This is a genomic window from Pseudonocardia sp. GCM10023141 (genome assembly GCF_042653605.1).
The window spans coordinates 45,247-61,843 of the sequence record NZ_JBHSIR010000017.1 but is presented as its reverse complement, the minus strand read 5'-3'; the positions used below and the strand labels follow the sequence as shown (position 1 = coordinate 61,843).

Sequence of the window (16,597 nt, the reverse complement as noted above, 5' to 3'; positions counted from 1 at the left end):
CGATCAGGGGAGCAGGGACAGGCCGCCGTCGGCGACGACGACCTGCCCGGTCACGTAGGTGGCCCGCATCAGCCCGACGACGAGCTCGGCCACCTCGTCGGGGTGCCCGGTGCGGCGAAGCGGGGCCTTCTCGGTGATCTGGGCGCGGAAGTCGTCCCAGTCCGCCGTCCAGCGGGTCTCGATGAAGCCGGGCGCGACGGCGTTCACGCGGATCTCGGGCCCGAGAGCACCGCCCAGCAGCTTGCACATGTGGTGCACCGCGGCCTTGCTGACCGCGTACGGGATGCTGCTGCCGCCGACGTCGACGCCGGCCAGCGCGCCGACCACCACGACGTTGCCGTTGCCGCTCTTGCGCAGCAGCGGCTCGGCGGCCTGCACGAAGTGCCACGGCCCCAGCACGTTGAGCCGCAGGATCGGCTCCCACACGTCGTCGGTGACGGCGTGGATGTCGGGGTGCGGGATCCGGGCGGTGCGCCCCGCGGCGTAGACGAGCGCGTCGAGCCGACCGTGGGCGCTCTCCACGTGCGCCACCACCTGCGCCGGGGCGCCGGCGTCGCTGAGATCGGCCTGCAGGAATGTCGCGCCGTCCAGCTCGGCGGCCACCGCGTTGCCCTCGTCGACGCTCTTCGCGCCGACCACGACGACCCGGTAGCCCTCGCGGTCGAGCCGCCGCGCCACCGATGCCCCGATCCCCGTGGACCCCCCGGCCACGATGGCGACGGGCCGGTCGTCGGTACCGGTGGTCATGTCGTCACGAACCGGGTCGGCAGGGCGGCGAAGTTGCGCACCGTCCGGCTGATCCCGCGCCGGGCCTCTCCCGCCGCCTCGAACCGCACCACCCGCTCGACGAGGTGCTCGAGCAGGGTGGCCGCCTCCAGCCGGGCGACGGGCGCGCCGAGGCAGAGGTGGATCGACGCACCGAACGCGAGGTGCATCTTCGCCCGGGGCGCCGTGATGTCGAACGTGTCGGCGTCGTCGAACGCGTCCGGGTCGCGGTTGGCCGCGGGGAACAGCGCGCAGACGTCGGAGTCGGCCGGGATGGTGACGCCCTGCAGCTCCACGTCCTCCAGGGTCCGGCGGACGAAGACCCGCACCGGGCTGTCCCAGCGCAGCACCTCCTCGACCGCCGCCGGGATCAGCGACGGATCGGCCCGCAGGATCTCCCACTGCTCGGGGAACAGGGTGAAGGCGTGGATCATGTTGGAGATCAGGCTGTTGGTGGTGTCGACGCCCGCCACCCAGATCGACGCGATCGCGAAGAGCCGCTCGGTGCCCTCGGCGGCCAGCAGCCCGTTGTCGCCGCCCTGTTCCATCATCATCCGGCCCAGGCAGTGCGCGGGCATGCCGGTCAGCCCCTCGTTCCCGAGCCAGCCCAGGCTCTCCATGATCAGCTGGAGGTGCGCGGGATCGGGCTCGGGCCCGACGACGTGGAACGCCGCGTCGGCCCAGGCGGCCATGCGCTGCGTCCCCGGCGACGGGATGCCCGTGACCCGCGCGATGGTGAGATCCGGGATCGGCTGCGCCAGCGCCGTCACCACGTCGACCGTTCCGGTCGCGAGTGCGGCTTCGGCGAGCTGCGCGATGTCCGCACGGACCGCCGTCGCGAGCTCGGCCATGGGGCCCTTGCCGAAGTGCCCCTGCACCGACCGCCGGATCCGGGTGTGCTCCGGCGGGTCGTTGTCGATGAACGGGAAGCGGAACCCGCTCTCCGCGACGCGGTGGTAGGACGAGCCGAGCCCGGAGACGAACTCGCGGTAGTTGCGCAGCACCTGTGACACCGAGTCGTAGGTGGCGACGAACCACGCGTCGCGCTCGGGCAGGTAGGTCGCCGGGCCGAGCGCGCGCAGCTGCGCGTAGTAGGGGTACGGATCGGCGAGGTTCTCCGGCCGGAACGGGTCCATCCCGGCGGGCAGTCGGTGGGGTGCGGTGGTGGTCATGTGGCTTCTCCCTCGCCGGACACGGTGCCTGCGAGGTCGAAGTCTGGTGGCCGGGCTCACAGGCGGCTATGTTCCGCACACAGACACCTGCCTGATCATCTGTTCGTTTCACAACTCGCGGGAGGACCCGATGGCCGCCGACCGCGCGCCGTGGGGCCCCAGCGGCAGTGCGCTGCGCGACCTCGTGACGCTCGGGTTCGACGTGGCCGCCGGTGCGAGCCTGCAACAGGTGCTCTCGGGTGTCGCCCGGTCGGTCGTCGGGCTGTCCGGGGTGCTCTACGGGGGCATCTACCTGCTGGCCGCCGACGGGCGCACGCTCGAGCTGCAGGGCTGGCACGGGCTGACCGCCGACTACCTCAAGGTCATGCGCGACCTGCCGCTCGACCTCACGACGGCCACCGCCGCGAGCGGGCCGCCGAACGCGCGTGCCGTACTGACCGCCACCACGATCCTGGTGCGCGACGTGTACGCCGAGCCCGAGCTCGCGCCGTGGGTGCGGCTGTTCCGCCCGCAGGGCTTCCGCGGCATCGCGGCCGTGCCGCTCGTCGATGCAGCCGGGTCGGTGCTGGGCTCGCTCACCGCCTACCTCGACGACGGCGCGGCTCCGGACCAGGCCGATCTGGCCACGCTGCAGGAGCTCGGGCAGCTCGCCGCGGCGCTCACCGTGCTCGTTCGCCACCGCGATGCGGTCCGGTCGGAGCTGGAAGCCGGCGACCGGCAACTGCGCGACCTGTACCGGCTCGGGGCCGTGCAGCACGACGCGCTGCGGCTCGCGGCAGCGGAGTCGGGGATCGGTCCGATCGCGCAGGCGTTCGCCGACGGGCTCGACGCCACGGTGACCGTCGACGGCGCGGGGGGCGAGACGCTCGCCGTGGCCACCCCCGCCGCAGGCTCGCCCGGTGTGGCTGCGGGCGCGGTGGCCGTCCGGCAGCTGCGCGCGGACGAGGACCAGCCGGCGACGCTGCGCGTGAACGCCCCCACCACCGATGCGGTCGTCCAGTGGTCGATCGACGGTGCCGCCCTGATCATCGAGCAGGAGCTGCGGCGCCTGGACCGCGATGCCGACATCGGGTCGCGCCTGACGAAGGACCTGGTGGCCGACCTGCTGTCCCCCGCCGCCATGCGACACCAGGACGCCGTGTTCGGCCGAGCCGTGGCACTGGGCCACCGGCCGCACCACCCGCACGACATCGTCATGGTCGCGCTGATCGGTGATCCGGCAGGCGTGGGCCGGGCCCGGCGCGATGTCGAGCGGCTGACTCGCGACGTCACCCCGCTCCCGGTCGTCGGATCCGTCGGTACGCAGGTTGTGGTGCTCAACCCGGTTCCGGCCGAGACGGTGCGCCCTGCCGCCGCGACCCGCGAGCTCGCCGCGCGGCTGGCCCGGTCGCTGCCCGCGACGGCCCGGATCCTGATCGGCCCGCGGGCCGACACGCTCGCCGACGCCCACCACGGGTTCGACATCACCTCGCGCGCCGTCCAACTGCTGACGCGCGACTCACCCGCCGTGATCGACATGACCGACCTCGGCGTGCCGGGACTGCTGCTCCAGTCCGCCGCGGCCGACGGCCTGCGCGACCTCTCGGAACGCACGCTCGGGCCCCTCGTGCGCTACGACCGCGAGCGCGGCGCCAGCCTGCTCGCGACGCTGCGCACCTGGCTGGCGCACGACATGGCGGCGCAGGACACCGCCCGCGCGCTGTTCGTGCACGTCAACACGATCAACTACCGGCTCCGGAGGATCGGGGAGATCACCGGGCTGCAGCCGCTGCGTCCGTCCGACGTGATCCAGCTGCACCTCGCGCTGACCGTCGCCGAGATCGGTGGCACGCTCGGGAGCGAGCGGCCGATCAGCCCTGCACTGCCGCCGCGGCCGGTACCGGCGACGCCGGGGTCGGCTGTACCTCGCGCTTCGGGATGAGCAGCGCCACCGCGAACCCGACCACGGACGCGGCCGCCGAGATCAGCAGCACCACCCGGATCCCCGTGGCCGACGGGAGCACCGCGGCACCGACGGAGATCGTCATCCCGGCGAGCACCGTGGCCGCGACCGCGCTGGACACCGACGTGCCCACCGACCGCATCAGCGAGTTGAGGCCGTTGGCGGCGGCCGACGCGCCGATCGGGACCGCACCCATGATCAGCGCCGGCATCGCAGCGTAGGCGATCCCGACACCGGAGCTGATGACGATCGTGGCCACCACGACGCCGACGACGGTGCCGGTGATGAACGCCGCCAGCACGTAGCCGCACGCGATGACCCCCAGCCCGATCAGCAGCGTGACGCGGGGGCCGCGCAGGCGCGTGAGCCGTGCCGACAGCGGCGACATCACCATCATCATCAGTCCGCCGGGCGCCATGAGCAGGCCGGCCTCCAGGAGCGAGCGCCCCAGCCCGTACCCGCTCGCCATCGGTGCCTGCAGCACCTGCGGGAACACCAGTGAGGTACCGAACATCGCGAACCCGGCGACGACGGAGGCCAGGTTGGTGAACAGCACCGGACGGCGGGCGGACACCCGCAGGTCCACCAGCGGCTCACGCGTGCGCAACTGCAGCACGCCCCACGCGAGCAGCACCACCACGGCCGCCGCGGCCGTGCCCAGCGTGGCCGGGCTGCCCCAGCCCCAGCTCGAGCCCTTCGTGATGGCCAGCAGCAGGGAGACCAGCCCGATCGCCAGCCCGATGGCGCCGACGACGTCGAACCGGCCGGGGGTGGTGACCGGGGACTCCGGCACGACCGCGAGCACCAGCACGATGCCCAGCGCGCCCAGCCCGGCGGCGAGCCAGAAAAGCGCGTGCCAGGACGCGTTCTGCGCCACGAACGCCGAGACCGGCAGGCCGATCGCACCGCCCACCCCGAGCGTCGCGCTCATCAGTGCGATGGCCGAGCCGACCCGCTCGGCGGGCAGCACGTCGCGCATCATGCTGATGCCGACGGGGATGAGGCCCATCGCCGCACCCTGCAGGCCGCGGCCGATGATCGCGGGGATCACGGTGTCGCTCAGCGCGACGACGACCGAGCCCACCACCAGCACCGCGAGGCTGGCGACGATGACCAGTCGCTTGCCGTAGAGGTCACCGAGCCGCCCGGCCACCGGCGTCATCACCGCGGCGGTGAGCAGCGTGACCGTGATGACCCACGACGCATCGGCCGGGGAGGCGCTGAGCAGGTGCGGCAGGCTCGGGATCAGCGGGATCACGAGCGTCTGCATGAACGACGCGATCATGCCGCCGAAGCACATGACCGCGGTCACGAGCTGCGGGGACGGCGCTTGCGGTGACCTCGAATGGCTGAACAACGTCACCGTTCCCCTTTTATGTACCGTACATATCTTGTGTATCCTACACTTCCATGGTGGAGACACGGCAAGCCGACGTGCAGGTGGTCGATGCGCAACAGACCACCGCCGGGATCGAGCGCGAGCTGATGCTGCTCGGGCGCCACCACCTCTCGCCCGTCCACTCGCGCGCTCCGGTCGCACTCGACCGCTCGGCCTACGTGATCCTCAACCGGCTCGAAGCCGACCGGGCGCTGTCGGCGCGGGAGATCGCCACTGCGCTGACGCTGGAGATCTCGACCGTCACCCGACAGATCAGCGCGATGCTCCGCACGGGGCTGGTCGAGCGCATCCCCGACCCGGACGGCGGGTTGGCCCGCAAGATCCGGCCGACCCCCGCGGGGCTGGCGAGCCTCGCCGCCGACCGCGACGTGCACCGTTGCGGCATCGCCGTCGTCCTGCAGACCTGGACACCCGACGACCGCGCCACCCTGCTCGACTCGCTGCGCCGCCTCAACGAGCGCATCGAGGAGCTGCAGGCGAGCCCGTGGCCCCGGCCGGCGCAGCGCAGCTGAGAGGGCCTACCGCAGGGTGACCTCGTCGCCGATGTGCGCGACCCCGGCCCGGACGACCTCGGCGTAGCCGCCTGCACACGGGAGCACCCCGAAGCCGGTGACGTCGACACGGTTCTCCCGCATCGGGATCCGGACGGCGTGCGGGGCGCGCGGGAGCTCGCCGTGCTCCAGGGTGGGCACGGAGCAGCGCGGGGTGGGCAGCGTCATGCGCAGCACGATCGCGCCGCCGATGTGCAGCTCGCGGCCCATCCAGCTGTTCTCGACGAACGGCTCGGTGCCGGGTGGGGTCTCGACGACGAGGTTGGGGCGGTACCGGACCTGCTCGGTCCCGATCCGGTCCAGCGTGGCGGTGGTGATCACGTGCACCGGCGCGTAGTCGACGAAGTTGGTGCCGGGTGTGCCCTGCCCGATCTCGAGCGTCGCCGCCGCCACCTCGGCCTCGACGCCCCGGTCCAGCACGTCCTCGGGATCGGGCCGCTCCACCGTCGCGTCGACCGGGCGCTCTGCCGAGAGCCGGACGGCGCGGCCCAGCGCGACCGAGAGCAGCTCGTCGACACCCGGGTCACGGGCGTCTCGTGTCCACCCGGCGGGTGAGGTGATCACCACGCCGTGCCCGGTGACCGTGGCCGAGTACTTCAGCAGGTCCCGCCAGAGGCGGGGATGCTTGGCCGTGGCGACCAGCCCCGTGGTGGCGTCGATCAGCGCCAGGCCGCGGTCGGACTCCAACCCGGCCTCCGCGAGGCGGGCTTCGTCGAGCCGCTCCCCGAGCATGGACTTCACGGGGTAGCGCCACATCGTCGTGATTCGCATCGAACTCTTTCTCGTGGACGGATCGCGGGGAGGGACAGGGTCGGTCAGGGTTCGGCCTGCTGGGTGCGCTGGTAGTGACGGCGTGCCTTGAGCCTGTTGCCGCAGACCTTCATCGAGCACCAGCGGGCGGTGTTGGGCCGGCTGCGGTCGAGCAGGAACAGGCGGCACTCGTCGTTGGCGCACGGGCGCAGCCGACCGGGCAGCTCCTCCTGCACCCTCCCCCAGGCCAGCACGGCGCGGGTGGCGAGCCGCCGGTCGTCGACGACGTCGAGCACCCAGTCCACCCCGCCCTCCGCGACGTGCGGGAGCAGGCGCACACCACGCAGCAACGGGGCCAGCGTCGCGGCCGGCTCTCCACCACGGGTGACCGCCTGCAGCTGGTGGCGGACGCGGCGCAGGTGCCCGGCCTCGGCGACCGAGCCGGTGCCGCCCAGCGGGCGCGCCCATGCGGCGGCCTCGTCGTCGCGCCCCAGCAGGTCGACACCGACGCCCTCGAGCACGGGGGTGCTGTTGAGCAGCTCGAGGAGAACGCGCTCCGCCTCCGGGTCCGGCAGTGGTGACATGAGCCGAAGTCTAACCCTGAAATCCGATTTGACAAGTTAGTCAGGGCCGTGTCTCATCAACGGGCGAATAACCGGTAAACCATCACTAAGGAGTTAGATATGGTGATGTCCACCACCGCGTCACGACCGTGGACGGTCAGCGGGTCTTCTACCGGGAAGCCGGTCCGGCCGACGCGCCGGTGCTGCTGCTCCTGCACGGCTACCCGACCAGCTCGAGCATGTTCCGCCATCTCATCCCCGCGCTCGCGGATCGCGGCGCGCCGATCGGCTGGCGACTGGCGCTGCGCCGCCCGGCGGCGGTGACGGCGATCATCAGCCAGAACGGCAACGCCTACGACGACGGTTTCGTCCCGGGTTCCTGGGCGGGACCGTGGGCCTACGCGTCCGATCCCGGTCCGGAGACCGAGGCCCCGATCCGCGAGGTGTTCGGACTCGATGCCGCGCGCTGGCAGTACGTCACGGGTGTCGCGGAGCCCGACCTGACCTTCGGCCGCGACGGCGCCACGGCGTTCGCCCGGGACCTGCCCGACGCCGAGATCCACCTGATCGACGGCGGCCATTTCCTGCTCGAGAGCGCGCTGGACACCGTCGTCGGCTACCTCCGCGGATTCCTCGGCCGCACCACGGCCGCCGCATAGGCCGATCCGCACTCACCAAGAACGGAGCACCTCCCATGACCGGATCGCTGCAGGATCGGACCGTCCTGGTCATCGGCCGCGGCAGCGGCATCGCCCGCGCCGTCGTGCTGGCGGCCAGGGACGCGGGCGCCCGGGTCGTCGCGGCCGGGCGGGACGCCGAGGCACTGGCCGCCGCCTACGCCGGTGAGCCCGGCATCACCACCGAGACCGTCGACGTCACCGACGACGACACGATCGCCGCACTCGGGGAGCGGCTCGGCCGGATCGACCACGTCGTGTCGACGGCGTCGGCGCGCGCCCGCGGCCGGCTGCAGGACCTCAGCAGGGAGTCGGTGCGGGCCTCGCTGGACACCAAGGTCATCGGGCCGCTCATGCTGGCCAAGCACCTGGGGCCACGGATCGACGCGGGTGGCTCGTTCGTCCTGTTCTCCGGGGTGGCCGCCTTCAAGATCGCGGTCGGCACCCTCGCCGTGGCCGTCACCAACGGCGCCGCCGACACCCTGACCCGCTCGCTCGCGGTCGAGCTGGCACCGGTCCGCGTCAACGCCATCTCGCCGGGGGTGATCGACACCGGCGCCTGGGACGCGCTCGGGGACGAGGGCAAGGCGGCGATGTTCGCCGAGCAGAGCGAGCGCAACCCGGCGCGACGCGTCGGCACCGCCGACGACATCGCAGGCGCGGTGCTGTTCGCCCTCACCAACACGTTCCTCACGGGCGTCACGCTGGCCGTCGACGGTGGGGAGGCGCTCACCTGACCCGATCCCGTCGGACCGGACAGGACCCCCAGCAGGTTAGGCGAGGATATCCTCCGGATCACGACGATGAGGGAGATCACGGGGGCCGCCGTGCTGCGCGGGGCCGTCACCGGACACGGGCGCCGCGTCGGTGCGGCCGCTGCGCTGCTCTGCGCGCACCAGGCGGGCGAGGCGCTGGTGCCGGTGCTGGTCGGGGTGGTGATCGACCAGGCGGTGACGCCGAGGCCGGACGGCTGCCCGGTGGGCTCGCCACCATCGCGGTCTCCGACGCCAAGCGGGTCGGCGTCCTCGCAGGCGTGCGCGTCCTCAAGGGCATCGGCGCCGAGCCCGCTGCCGTGCGCCGCTACATCGGCACGAGCCAGGACGCGCTGCGGGCGACACTGCGCGCCCCCGGGGCGCAGGCCTGGTACGAGGGCGCGGTGCTGGCGGCCAACGGCCTGTTCCTCGCGCTGGCGGCGCTCGTCGGCGGGCGGCTCGCCACCGACGGCGCCATCTCGATCGGGGGGCTGGTCGCGGCGGTTGGGTTGGCGCAGTTCCTGGTCGGCCCGCTGCAGATCTTCGGCTGGGTCAACCGCACCGTGGAGCTCGACGGGCACGCTGCTGCCCGTCGCCGACGGCCGCCGGATCCGGGCTGCGCTGGCAGACGTCGGGGGCCACGACGTGCTCGCCGACGTCGACCTCGACATCGCCGCGGGCAGCACCGTCGCGCTCGTCGGGGCCAGCGGGGCCGGGAAGGCGAAGCTCGTGGCGGGCGTGCACCGGCCGACCCGCGGCTGCGTCGACATCGGCGGCGCCCCGCTCGACGAGCAGGGCCCGGCCGTGGTCCGGCGGACCGTCGCGCTGATCACGCAGGAGGTGCACGTCTTCGCCGGGACGCTCGCGGCCGACCTGCGCCTCGCGAAGCCCGCCGCCACCGACGGGGAGCTGCGCGACGCGCTCGTGGCCGTCGACGCGCTCGGGTGGGCCGAGGCGCTGCCCGCCGCCTGGAGACGGTGGTCGGATCGGGCGGGCACTCGCTGACGGTGGTGCAGGCGCAGCAGCTCGCGCTGGCGCGGCTGGTGCTGGCCGACCCGCCCGTCGCGATCCTCGACGAGGCCACGGCCGAGGCCGGCAGCTCCGGGGCCCGGGTGCTGGAGGCCGCGGCGAAGCGGGCGACCGCGGGCCGCACCGGGCTGCTGGTGGCCCACGGCTCACCCAGGCCGCCGGCGCGGATTCGGTGGTGGAGCACGGCACCCACGAGGAACTGGTGGCGGCGGGCGGGCGCTGTGCCCACCTCTGGGCGGCGTGGAGCGACAACCGCTGACCGTGCCCCCGCGGCGGCCCAGCAGGGACGCGGCCCGGTCGCCGCGTGGGCTGCAACGGCGACCGGACCTTCGCGACGTCCACTTGCCGACCCCTCCCGGCCGGCAAGGTGACGCTAGAAGTGCGCTGCCGCGGTGCCGGGGACCAGCGCGACCTCCATCTCACCGGCCTCTATCTCACCGGGCTCGATCCGGTACCCGCGCACCTTCACCCGCTCGTCGGTGCGGCCGCGGAACTCCAGCTCCCCCGCCAGGTTCCAGGCGACGAGGTCACCCGTGCGGTAGATCCGCGCGCCCGGCTCGCCGTAGGGGTCGGCGACGAACCGCTCGGCGGTCAGCCCCGGCCGGTGCAGGTACCCACGGGCGAGCCCCTCCCCGCCCAGGTACAGCTCCCCCGGCACCCCAGGGGGCACTGGTCGGAGCACCCCGTCCAGCACGTAGGCCTGCACGCCGGGGTCGGGCCGCCCGATCGGCGCCGAGACGCGTCCGGCGTGGCACCGCCCGAGCGTCGCGTTGACGGTGGCTTCGGCCGGCCCGTAGGCGTTGAACATCCGACACCACGGCGCGAACCTCGCGACCAGGTCGGTGGTGACGCGCTCGGTGCCGGCCAGGAGCGTCAGCCCCGGGGGGAGCTGCAACCAGGCCGGCAGCGCGGCCAGCAACGACGGCGGCAGGGAGGCGTGCGTGATCCGCTGCCGGACCAGGTAGTCGATCAGCGGCGTGTCGGGGACCCGCAGCTCGGCAGGCGTCACGACGAGCGTGGCACCGAGCAGCAGCCCCTGACACAGCTCGAAGAACGCGACGTCGAAGCCCGGTGCGGCGAACTGCAGCACCCGGCTGAACGGGCCGACGCCCATCCGGTCGGCCGCCGTGGCCACCAGCTTCGCCACCCCGTCGTGGGTCACGACCACACCCTTCGGGCGGCCGGTCGAACCCGACGGGTAGACCACGTAGGCGGGATCGGCCAGCCGGGCCGGGCCGGGGCCGATCGGTGCACCGATCCCGGCGTCCACCATGACGGCGGGCCGCGAGAACAGGGCCGCGGTCCCCGGCGTCGCGACCACCGCGACGGGGTCGACGTCAGCGAGCATCCGCGCGATCCGTTCGAGCGGCTCCTCGATGTCGACGCCGAGGTAGGCCCCGCCGGCGAGCATCACCGCGACCAGGCCGATCACGAGGTCGACGCTGCGGGGCACCGCGACCGCGACGGTCGCACCCGGCCGGACCCCGCGCGCCTGCAGCTCGCGGGCCAGCGCACCGGTGCGCGCCGCCAGCTCCGCGTAGGTCAGCCGGGTGCCCTCGCAGACCAGGGCGATCGCGCCGGGGTGCAGCCGCACCTGCTCGGCGAACAGGTCACCGAACGTCGCCGCGACGTACTCGTGCGCGCCTCCGGAGCCCATCGCGAACATCACGGCGCGCTCGTCGGCGCCGAGCAGCTCGGCGCGGGCGACGGGCCCGTCCGGATCACGCAGCACGGCGCCGAGGAACCGGGCGAGCCGGCGCGCGTGCCCGTCGTGCTCGGCGTCGCCGACGACATCGGGAGCGGCCTGCACCGTCACCGCGATCGTGCGGGCGCCCAGGTCGACCTCCACGTGCAGATCCAGGCTGCTGCCGGGCCCCGAGCGCACCATCCGGGCGGCACCGGTGGCGCGGCCGAACAGCATCGGACCGGGCAGGGTGAGCACGTTGATCGCGGTGCCGAACGCGCCGGCGGGCGAACCCGGGAGGCCGAGGTCACGCAGCACGTCCCCACCGCGGTACCGATCGTGGACGTGCAGGTCGCGCAGCTGCGCGCCGACGATGTCCACCAGCTCCCGCAGCGACACGTCCGAACCGACCCGCAGCCGCAGCGGCAGCACGCCGGCGAGCATCGCCGGGACGCCGTGCAGGCCGGTGCCGGTGCGCCCGCTCGTCGGCAGGGCCACGAGCATGTCGGCGGCACCCGTGATGCGCCGGACGTACCCCGCGAGTGCCGTGACGAGCAGCCGCGAGACCGTGATCCCGAGCTCGGCGGCCAGCGCGAACCAGCACTCGGTGGTGGCGGCGTCCCAGTCCAGGACGCGGGCGTGCCTGCGCACGAGCCCGTTGCCCGTGCACTCGGCGGCGAGTCGCGCGGGCTCGGGCGCTCCGGCGAGCCGGTCGCGCCAGAACGCGCGGTCAGTGGCGAACGCCGCCGAGCCACGGTAGGCGGCATCGGCGGCGATGATCGGTCGCAGTGACCAGTCGCGGCCGGCGGCGGCGCCGGTCACGCATTCGTGCGCGACCGCCGCGAACAACGCCATCAGTCCGTGACCGTCGAGCACGATGGGGTGGCCGTGGATCAGCCACGTCCAGCGATCCTCGCCGCGACGCAACAGCACCTGCCCGACCAGCGCGTCGCGCGCCGGATCCAGCGGGGTGTCGAGCACCTCGTCCATCCGCGACAGTGCCGCCTGATCGGCGTCCGGCTCGTCGCGCAGATCCAGGACCCGCAGCTCGTGGCCGCTCGGCGGCACGGGCAACTGCCGGCCGACCCCGTCGGGGCCGTCCACGACACGTACGTGCAGCGCGGCCGCCGCGGCCAGCATCCCCGTCGCCACCTGCGCGAACCGTTCGACGTCGAGATCCCCGTCGATGTCGACGCACGCGCCGACATGGCGGCCGGGATCATCGGCGCCGATCGGCTGCGCCGCGCGGATCCCGGCCTGCGCGGCCGTCAGCGGGAATCCGAGGAGCTGGTCGTCAGGCATGGGCGGATCAGCGGGGAGCGACCGCGAGGATCACCGGCTCGATCTGTGGTCGGGAGGGGAACACCTTCGCCATCGTCATCCTCTCGAGCGCCGGCAGCACAGCCTGATGCGGATCATCCTCTCAGACGAAGGTTAGGCTAACCAACTGACCCTGGCCACTCCATCGCCGGTGCTCAGCCCGCGTCGAGCACCTCCCGCAGCTTCCGGCCGAACTCCTCGGGCTTGCCCGCATAGGGGTTGTCGCCGCCGGTGAAGCCGCCGTGGTGGCTGGGGAACACGGTGGCCTGCTGACCCAGCGCCGCGGCCGTCGCGGCGGTGGTGCGTCCCGTCATCGTCTCGCCGGACTCCTCGGCCACCGCGATGACGACCCGCGTCGACGCCGCGGCCAACGCGATGAAGTCGGGCCGGTAGCTGGTGACGGCGGCGGACCGATCCGAGAGCAGCGGGTCGTCGCGGGTGCCGTCGTCGTCGGTGGGCATCCCGAACGCGGCCGGATCGGGCGCGGGCTGGGCGAAGAAGGCCTCGGTGAACTCGCCCGGCCACGACGTCATCGCGATGAACGCGGCCATGCCGGCACCCGCGCCCTTCGCCTCGTAGGCCTCCCGGACTCCGGCGTTGGCACGCGCTGCCGCGGCCGCGTCGGGCAGCAGCGGGAGCAGCGGCGGCTCGTGCGCCACCAGCGTGACGACGTCGTCGGGGTGCGCCGCGACGAGTGCGAGCGCCGTGACCGCACCGCCGCTGCTGCCGAACAGGTCGACCGGGCCCGCGCCGAGCGCCACGATCAGGGCGTGCACGTCGCCGGCCTGCACCTGCGGAACGCTGTCGGTGCGACCGTCCTTGCGCACGCTGCGCCCGAGCCCGCGCGGGTCGTAGGTGATCACAGTGCGGTCGGGGAACTGCGCCGCCAGCTCCGTGAACCCGCCGGCGTCCATCGGCTGGCCGATCATGAGCAGCGGCGGGCGGCCGTCGGTCGTCGGCAGCGGGCCGTGCACGTCGTAGGCGAGGTCGACCTCGGGGGTCACCAGCGTGTGAGTGGTCATGGCCGGTAGACCGCCTCCGTGCGGGGAACTCATCGGCGAAGCGTCCCACGCGACGGATCGGTCGAACCTTCCCGTCCCGGGTACGGTCGGTCGATGGCCACGAGCGTGGACGTCGAGGTACTCGAGGTAGCCGGGCGGGAGGTCCGGATCACCAGCCCGGGCAAGGTGTTCTTCCCGGAGCGCGGTGAGACCAAGCTGGACCTCGCGCGCTACTACCTGGCCGTCGCGGAGCCGTTGATGGCCGCCATGGGCGGTCGCCCGGTGCTGCTGCAGCGGTTCCCCGACGGTGCCGGCGGGCCGTCGTTCTTCCAGAAGCGGGTGACGCCGACGAAGGCCGACCCGTGGCTGACCACCACCGTGGTGTCCACGCCGAACGGCACCACGGCCACCGCCCTCGTCGCGGTGGACCTCGCGCACGTGCTGTGGGCGGTGAACATGGGGTGCATCGGCTTCCACGTGTGGCCCACCACGGCGGCCGATCCCGAGCACGCCGACGAGCTGCGGATCGACCTCGACCCGAGCCCCGGCGTCACGTTCGCGATGATCCGGGAGGGTGCCGCCGAGACGAAGGCGCTGCTCGACGAGCTGGGCGTGGCGAGCCATCCCAAGACCACGGGCAGCCGCGGCATCCACGTCTACGTCCGCCTGCAGCCCCGCTGGGACGGCTACCAGGTCCGCGCCGCCGCCGTCGCGCTGGCCCGCGAGCTCGAGCGCCGCCGTCCGGACCTGCTGACCTGCGCGTGGTGGAAGGAGGAGCGCGGCAGCCGGGTGTTCGTCGACTTCAACCAGAACGCCCCGCACAAGACCGTGTTCGGCGCGTGGTCCGTGCGGGCGAACCCGCACGCGCAGGTGTCCACGCCGTTCTCGTGGAACGAGCTCGCCGGCATCACACCGGCCGATCTGACGCTGGCCACGGTGCCCGCGCGGGTCGCGCGGCTGGGCGACCCGTGGGCGGACACGGCGACCGCCCCGCAGTCGCTCGAACCGCTGCTGGCACTGCACGAGAAGGACATGGCCGCCGGGATGATGGACGCCCCGTGGCCGCCGGTCTACCCGAAGATGCCCAACGAGCCGTCGCGGGTGGCGCCGAGCCGCGCCCGCAAGCCCACCGCGCCAACCGAGTAGCCACCGCGCCGACGTCGCAGCATCGGCGCGGTGGCCATCAGGTTGGCGCGGTCGGCTCAGGTGCCGCAGAAGGTCTGATAGCCACCGGCGACCGATGGCGCCGGTCGCGTGTAGCGCTCCAGCCCGGGGCGGACGTCGAACGGGCGGGTGATGACGTCGAGCAGCTCCGTGAAGGGGGCCAGGTCACCCTCGGTGGCCGCGGCGAGCGCCTCCTCCACCAGGTGGTTGCGGGGGATGTAGACGGGGTTCACGCGGTCCATGGCCGCCGCGGTCGCCTGCGGGTCGGCCGCGGCCACCCGCTCCTGCCACCGCACCGACCACGCGTCGAAGGGCGCCGGGTCGACGAACATCGACCGCGCGGGCGCGGCGTCGCCGGTGACCGCCGAGGACAGGGCCCGGAAGAACGTGGTGAAGTCGACGGCGTCGGTCTGCAGCAGCGCCAGCAGGTCGTCGACCAGCTGCGGGTCGTCCGGCCCGGTCTCGGCGATACCCAGCTTGGCGCGCATCCCGGCGTCCCAGTAGGCGCTGTAGCGCGTGGCGAACGTCTGCAGGACGCCGGTGGCCGCCGCAACCGCGGTGTCGACGTCCGGGTCGAGCAGCGGCAGCAACGTCTCACCGAGCCGGGCCAGGTTCCACGCCGCGATGCGGGGCTGGTTGCCGTAGGCGTAGCGACCGGCGTGGTCGATCGAGCTGAACACGGTGGTCGGGTCGAACGCGTCCATGAACGCGCAGGGGCCGTAGTCGATGGTCTCCCCCGACACCGTCATGTTGTCGGTGTTCATGACGCCGTGGAGGAACCCGACGAGCATCCACCGCGCGACCAGATCGGCCTGCGCGTCGACGACCCGCTCGAAGAACGTGACGTACGGGTTCGCCGCCCCGGCGACATCCGGGTGGTGGCGGGCGATGGCGTGATCGGCGAGCCTGCGCACGAGATCCGGGCTCGCAGCGGCGTGGTCCTGGTTGGCCGCGTACTGGAAGGTGCCGACACGGATGTGGCTCGCGGCGACGCGGGCCAGCACGGCGCCGGGCAGCAGCGTCTCCCTGACGATCTCCTCGCCGGTGGCGATCACGGCCAGCGCGCGGGTGGTGGGGATGCCGAGCCCGTGCATCGCCTCGCTGATGGCGTACTCGCGCAGCATCGGCCCGACGGCGGCCTTCCCGTCGCCGCCGCGGGCGAAGGGCGTGCGGCCCGAACCCTTGAGGTGCAGGTCACGCCGCTGCCCGTGGATGTCGCTAACCTCCCCCACCAGCAACGCCCTGCCGTCGCCCAGCCGCGGCACGAACCCGCCGAACTGGTGGCCCGCGTAGGCCTGCGCCACCGGGGTGGCGCCGTCGGGGACGGTGTTGCCGACGAGCACCGCGACGCCCTCGGGCACCCGCAGCGCCTCCGCGTCGACGCCCAGCTCGGCGGCCACCGCGTCGTTGAGCACCAGCAACCGCGGCGCCGGAGCCTGCGCCGCGCGCCACGGCTCGCACAGCGGCGCCAGTTCGCGGGAGTAGGAGTTCTCGAACGTGAACAACGACCGGACCGCGACGCTCATGGTTCGAGGTTAACCCGGCATGGCTGCCGGTGCTGCGGGATGGGAGCCGGTGGGGGTGGGATGTTGGTCATCCCGCGAGTCGGGGTGGAACGCACCGCGAGTCGGGGTGGCCGAATGGTCGCGTTGCGTTGTGTGCCCCGGCTTCCAGGGCCGCCTCGCCGGCGGGGCAGGTCGACGGGAGGACACACCAGCTCCCGGTGTGCGCGCAGCGCGCGCCCGGGCTCTCCGCCCGGCAGGGCACGGGGCAGCAGACGCAGGGCTTGCCGCGAGTTGCGCTCCAACGCACCGCGAGTTGCGACGGA

Annotated in this window: 13 protein-coding genes and 1 pseudogene; 6 read left to right on the top strand and 8 right to left on the bottom strand. The window is 73.4% G+C overall.

Features of this window, described 5'->3' with window-relative positions; translation table 11 throughout:
• Window positions 1–3: 3 nt before the first annotated feature.
• Entirely contained in the window at window positions 4–747 is a 744-nt protein-coding gene (locus tag ACFPFQ_RS08825; RefSeq protein ID WP_379616677.1) for an SDR family NAD(P)-dependent oxidoreductase, read from the bottom strand.
• Entirely contained in the window at window positions 744–1,937 is a 1,194-nt protein-coding gene (locus ACFPFQ_RS08820; RefSeq protein WP_379616675.1) for a cytochrome P450, read from the bottom strand. Before ACFPFQ_RS08820 ends, ACFPFQ_RS08825 begins: the two co-directional genes overlap by 4 nt.
• A gap of 130 nt (window positions 1,938–2,067) precedes the next feature.
• On the opposite strand from ACFPFQ_RS08820, the gene ACFPFQ_RS08815 reads away from it, so the two are divergent.
• Window positions 2,068–3,858: a helix-turn-helix domain-containing protein gene (locus ACFPFQ_RS08815; protein WP_379616673.1), complete on the top strand. Its 1,791-nt coding sequence runs from the start codon at window positions 2,068–2,070 to the stop codon at window positions 3,856–3,858.
• Here ACFPFQ_RS08815 and ACFPFQ_RS08810 read toward each other — a convergent pair.
• A complete protein-coding gene (locus tag ACFPFQ_RS08810; protein ID WP_379616902.1) occupies window positions 3,788–5,179 on the bottom strand; it encodes an MFS transporter in 1,392 nt (463 codons plus the stop codon). The two genes, ACFPFQ_RS08815 and ACFPFQ_RS08810, sit on opposite strands and share 71 nt — an antisense overlap.
• Before the next feature lie 110 nt (window positions 5,180–5,289).
• Between ACFPFQ_RS08810 and ACFPFQ_RS08805 the strand changes: the two genes are divergently transcribed.
• Window positions 5,290–5,790 carry a MarR family winged helix-turn-helix transcriptional regulator gene (locus ACFPFQ_RS08805; RefSeq protein ID WP_379616671.1) on the top strand — a complete coding sequence of 167 codons (501 nt, stop codon included), beginning with the start codon at window positions 5,290–5,292 and terminating at the stop codon, window positions 5,788–5,790.
• Window positions 5,791–5,796: 6 nt separating this feature from the next.
• On the opposite strand, the gene ACFPFQ_RS08800 is transcribed toward ACFPFQ_RS08805, so the two are convergent.
• Together ACFPFQ_RS08800 and ACFPFQ_RS08795 are read right to left on the bottom strand one after the other, a co-directional pair.
• A complete protein-coding gene (locus ACFPFQ_RS08800) occupies window positions 5,797–6,600 on the bottom strand; it encodes an MOSC domain-containing protein (protein ID WP_379616669.1) in 804 nt (267 codons plus the stop codon).
• Window positions 6,601–6,644: 44 nt separating this feature from the next.
• Window positions 6,645–7,163 carry a CGNR zinc finger domain-containing protein gene (locus ACFPFQ_RS08795; protein WP_379616667.1) on the bottom strand — a complete coding sequence of 173 codons (519 nt, stop codon included), beginning with the start codon at window positions 7,161–7,163 and terminating at the stop codon, window positions 6,645–6,647.
• A 128-nt stretch (window positions 7,164–7,291) separates the two neighbouring features.
• On the opposite strand from ACFPFQ_RS08795, the gene ACFPFQ_RS08790 reads away from it, so the two are divergent.
• The 3 genes and pseudogenes from ACFPFQ_RS08790 to ACFPFQ_RS48410 all read left to right on the top strand — a co-directional run.
• A complete protein-coding gene (locus ACFPFQ_RS08790; protein WP_379616665.1) occupies window positions 7,292–7,801 on the top strand; it encodes an alpha/beta fold hydrolase in 510 nt (169 codons plus the stop codon).
• 35 nt (window positions 7,802–7,836) lie between these two features.
• Entirely contained in the window at window positions 7,837–8,556 is a 720-nt protein-coding gene (locus tag ACFPFQ_RS08785; protein ID WP_379616663.1) for an SDR family oxidoreductase, read from the top strand.
• A gap of 645 nt (window positions 8,557–9,201) precedes the next feature.
• A pseudogene (locus ACFPFQ_RS48410) lies at window positions 9,202–9,859 on the top strand (ATP-binding cassette domain-containing protein); the annotation flags it as partial.
• Between the two features lie 114 nt (window positions 9,860–9,973).
• Here ACFPFQ_RS48410 and ACFPFQ_RS08770 read toward each other — a convergent pair.
• Window positions 9,974–12,586: a non-ribosomal peptide synthetase gene (locus ACFPFQ_RS08770; protein ID WP_379616657.1), complete on the bottom strand. Its 2,613-nt coding sequence runs from the start codon at window positions 12,584–12,586 to the stop codon at window positions 9,974–9,976.
• 173 nt (window positions 12,587–12,759) lie between these two features.
• The gene (locus ACFPFQ_RS08765; RefSeq protein ID WP_379616655.1) at window positions 12,760–13,626 is read right to left on the bottom strand and encodes an alpha/beta fold hydrolase; all 867 of its coding nucleotides are present in this window, start codon (window positions 13,624–13,626) and stop codon (window positions 12,760–12,762) included.
• 93 nt (window positions 13,627–13,719) lie between these two features.
• Here ACFPFQ_RS08765 and ligD point away from each other — a divergent pair, with 93 nt between their 5' ends.
• Complete coding sequence (gene ligD / locus ACFPFQ_RS08760) at window positions 13,720–14,751, top strand: non-homologous end-joining DNA ligase (protein WP_379616653.1); 1,032 nt, start codon at window positions 13,720–13,722, stop codon at window positions 14,749–14,751.
• A 56-nt stretch (window positions 14,752–14,807) separates the two neighbouring features.
• Here the strand turns inward: ligD and ACFPFQ_RS08755 are convergent, their stop codons facing one another.
• A complete protein-coding gene (locus ACFPFQ_RS08755) occupies window positions 14,808–16,295 on the bottom strand; it encodes a protein adenylyltransferase SelO (protein WP_379616651.1) in 1,488 nt (495 codons plus the stop codon).
• Window positions 16,296–16,597 lie beyond the last annotated feature (302 nt).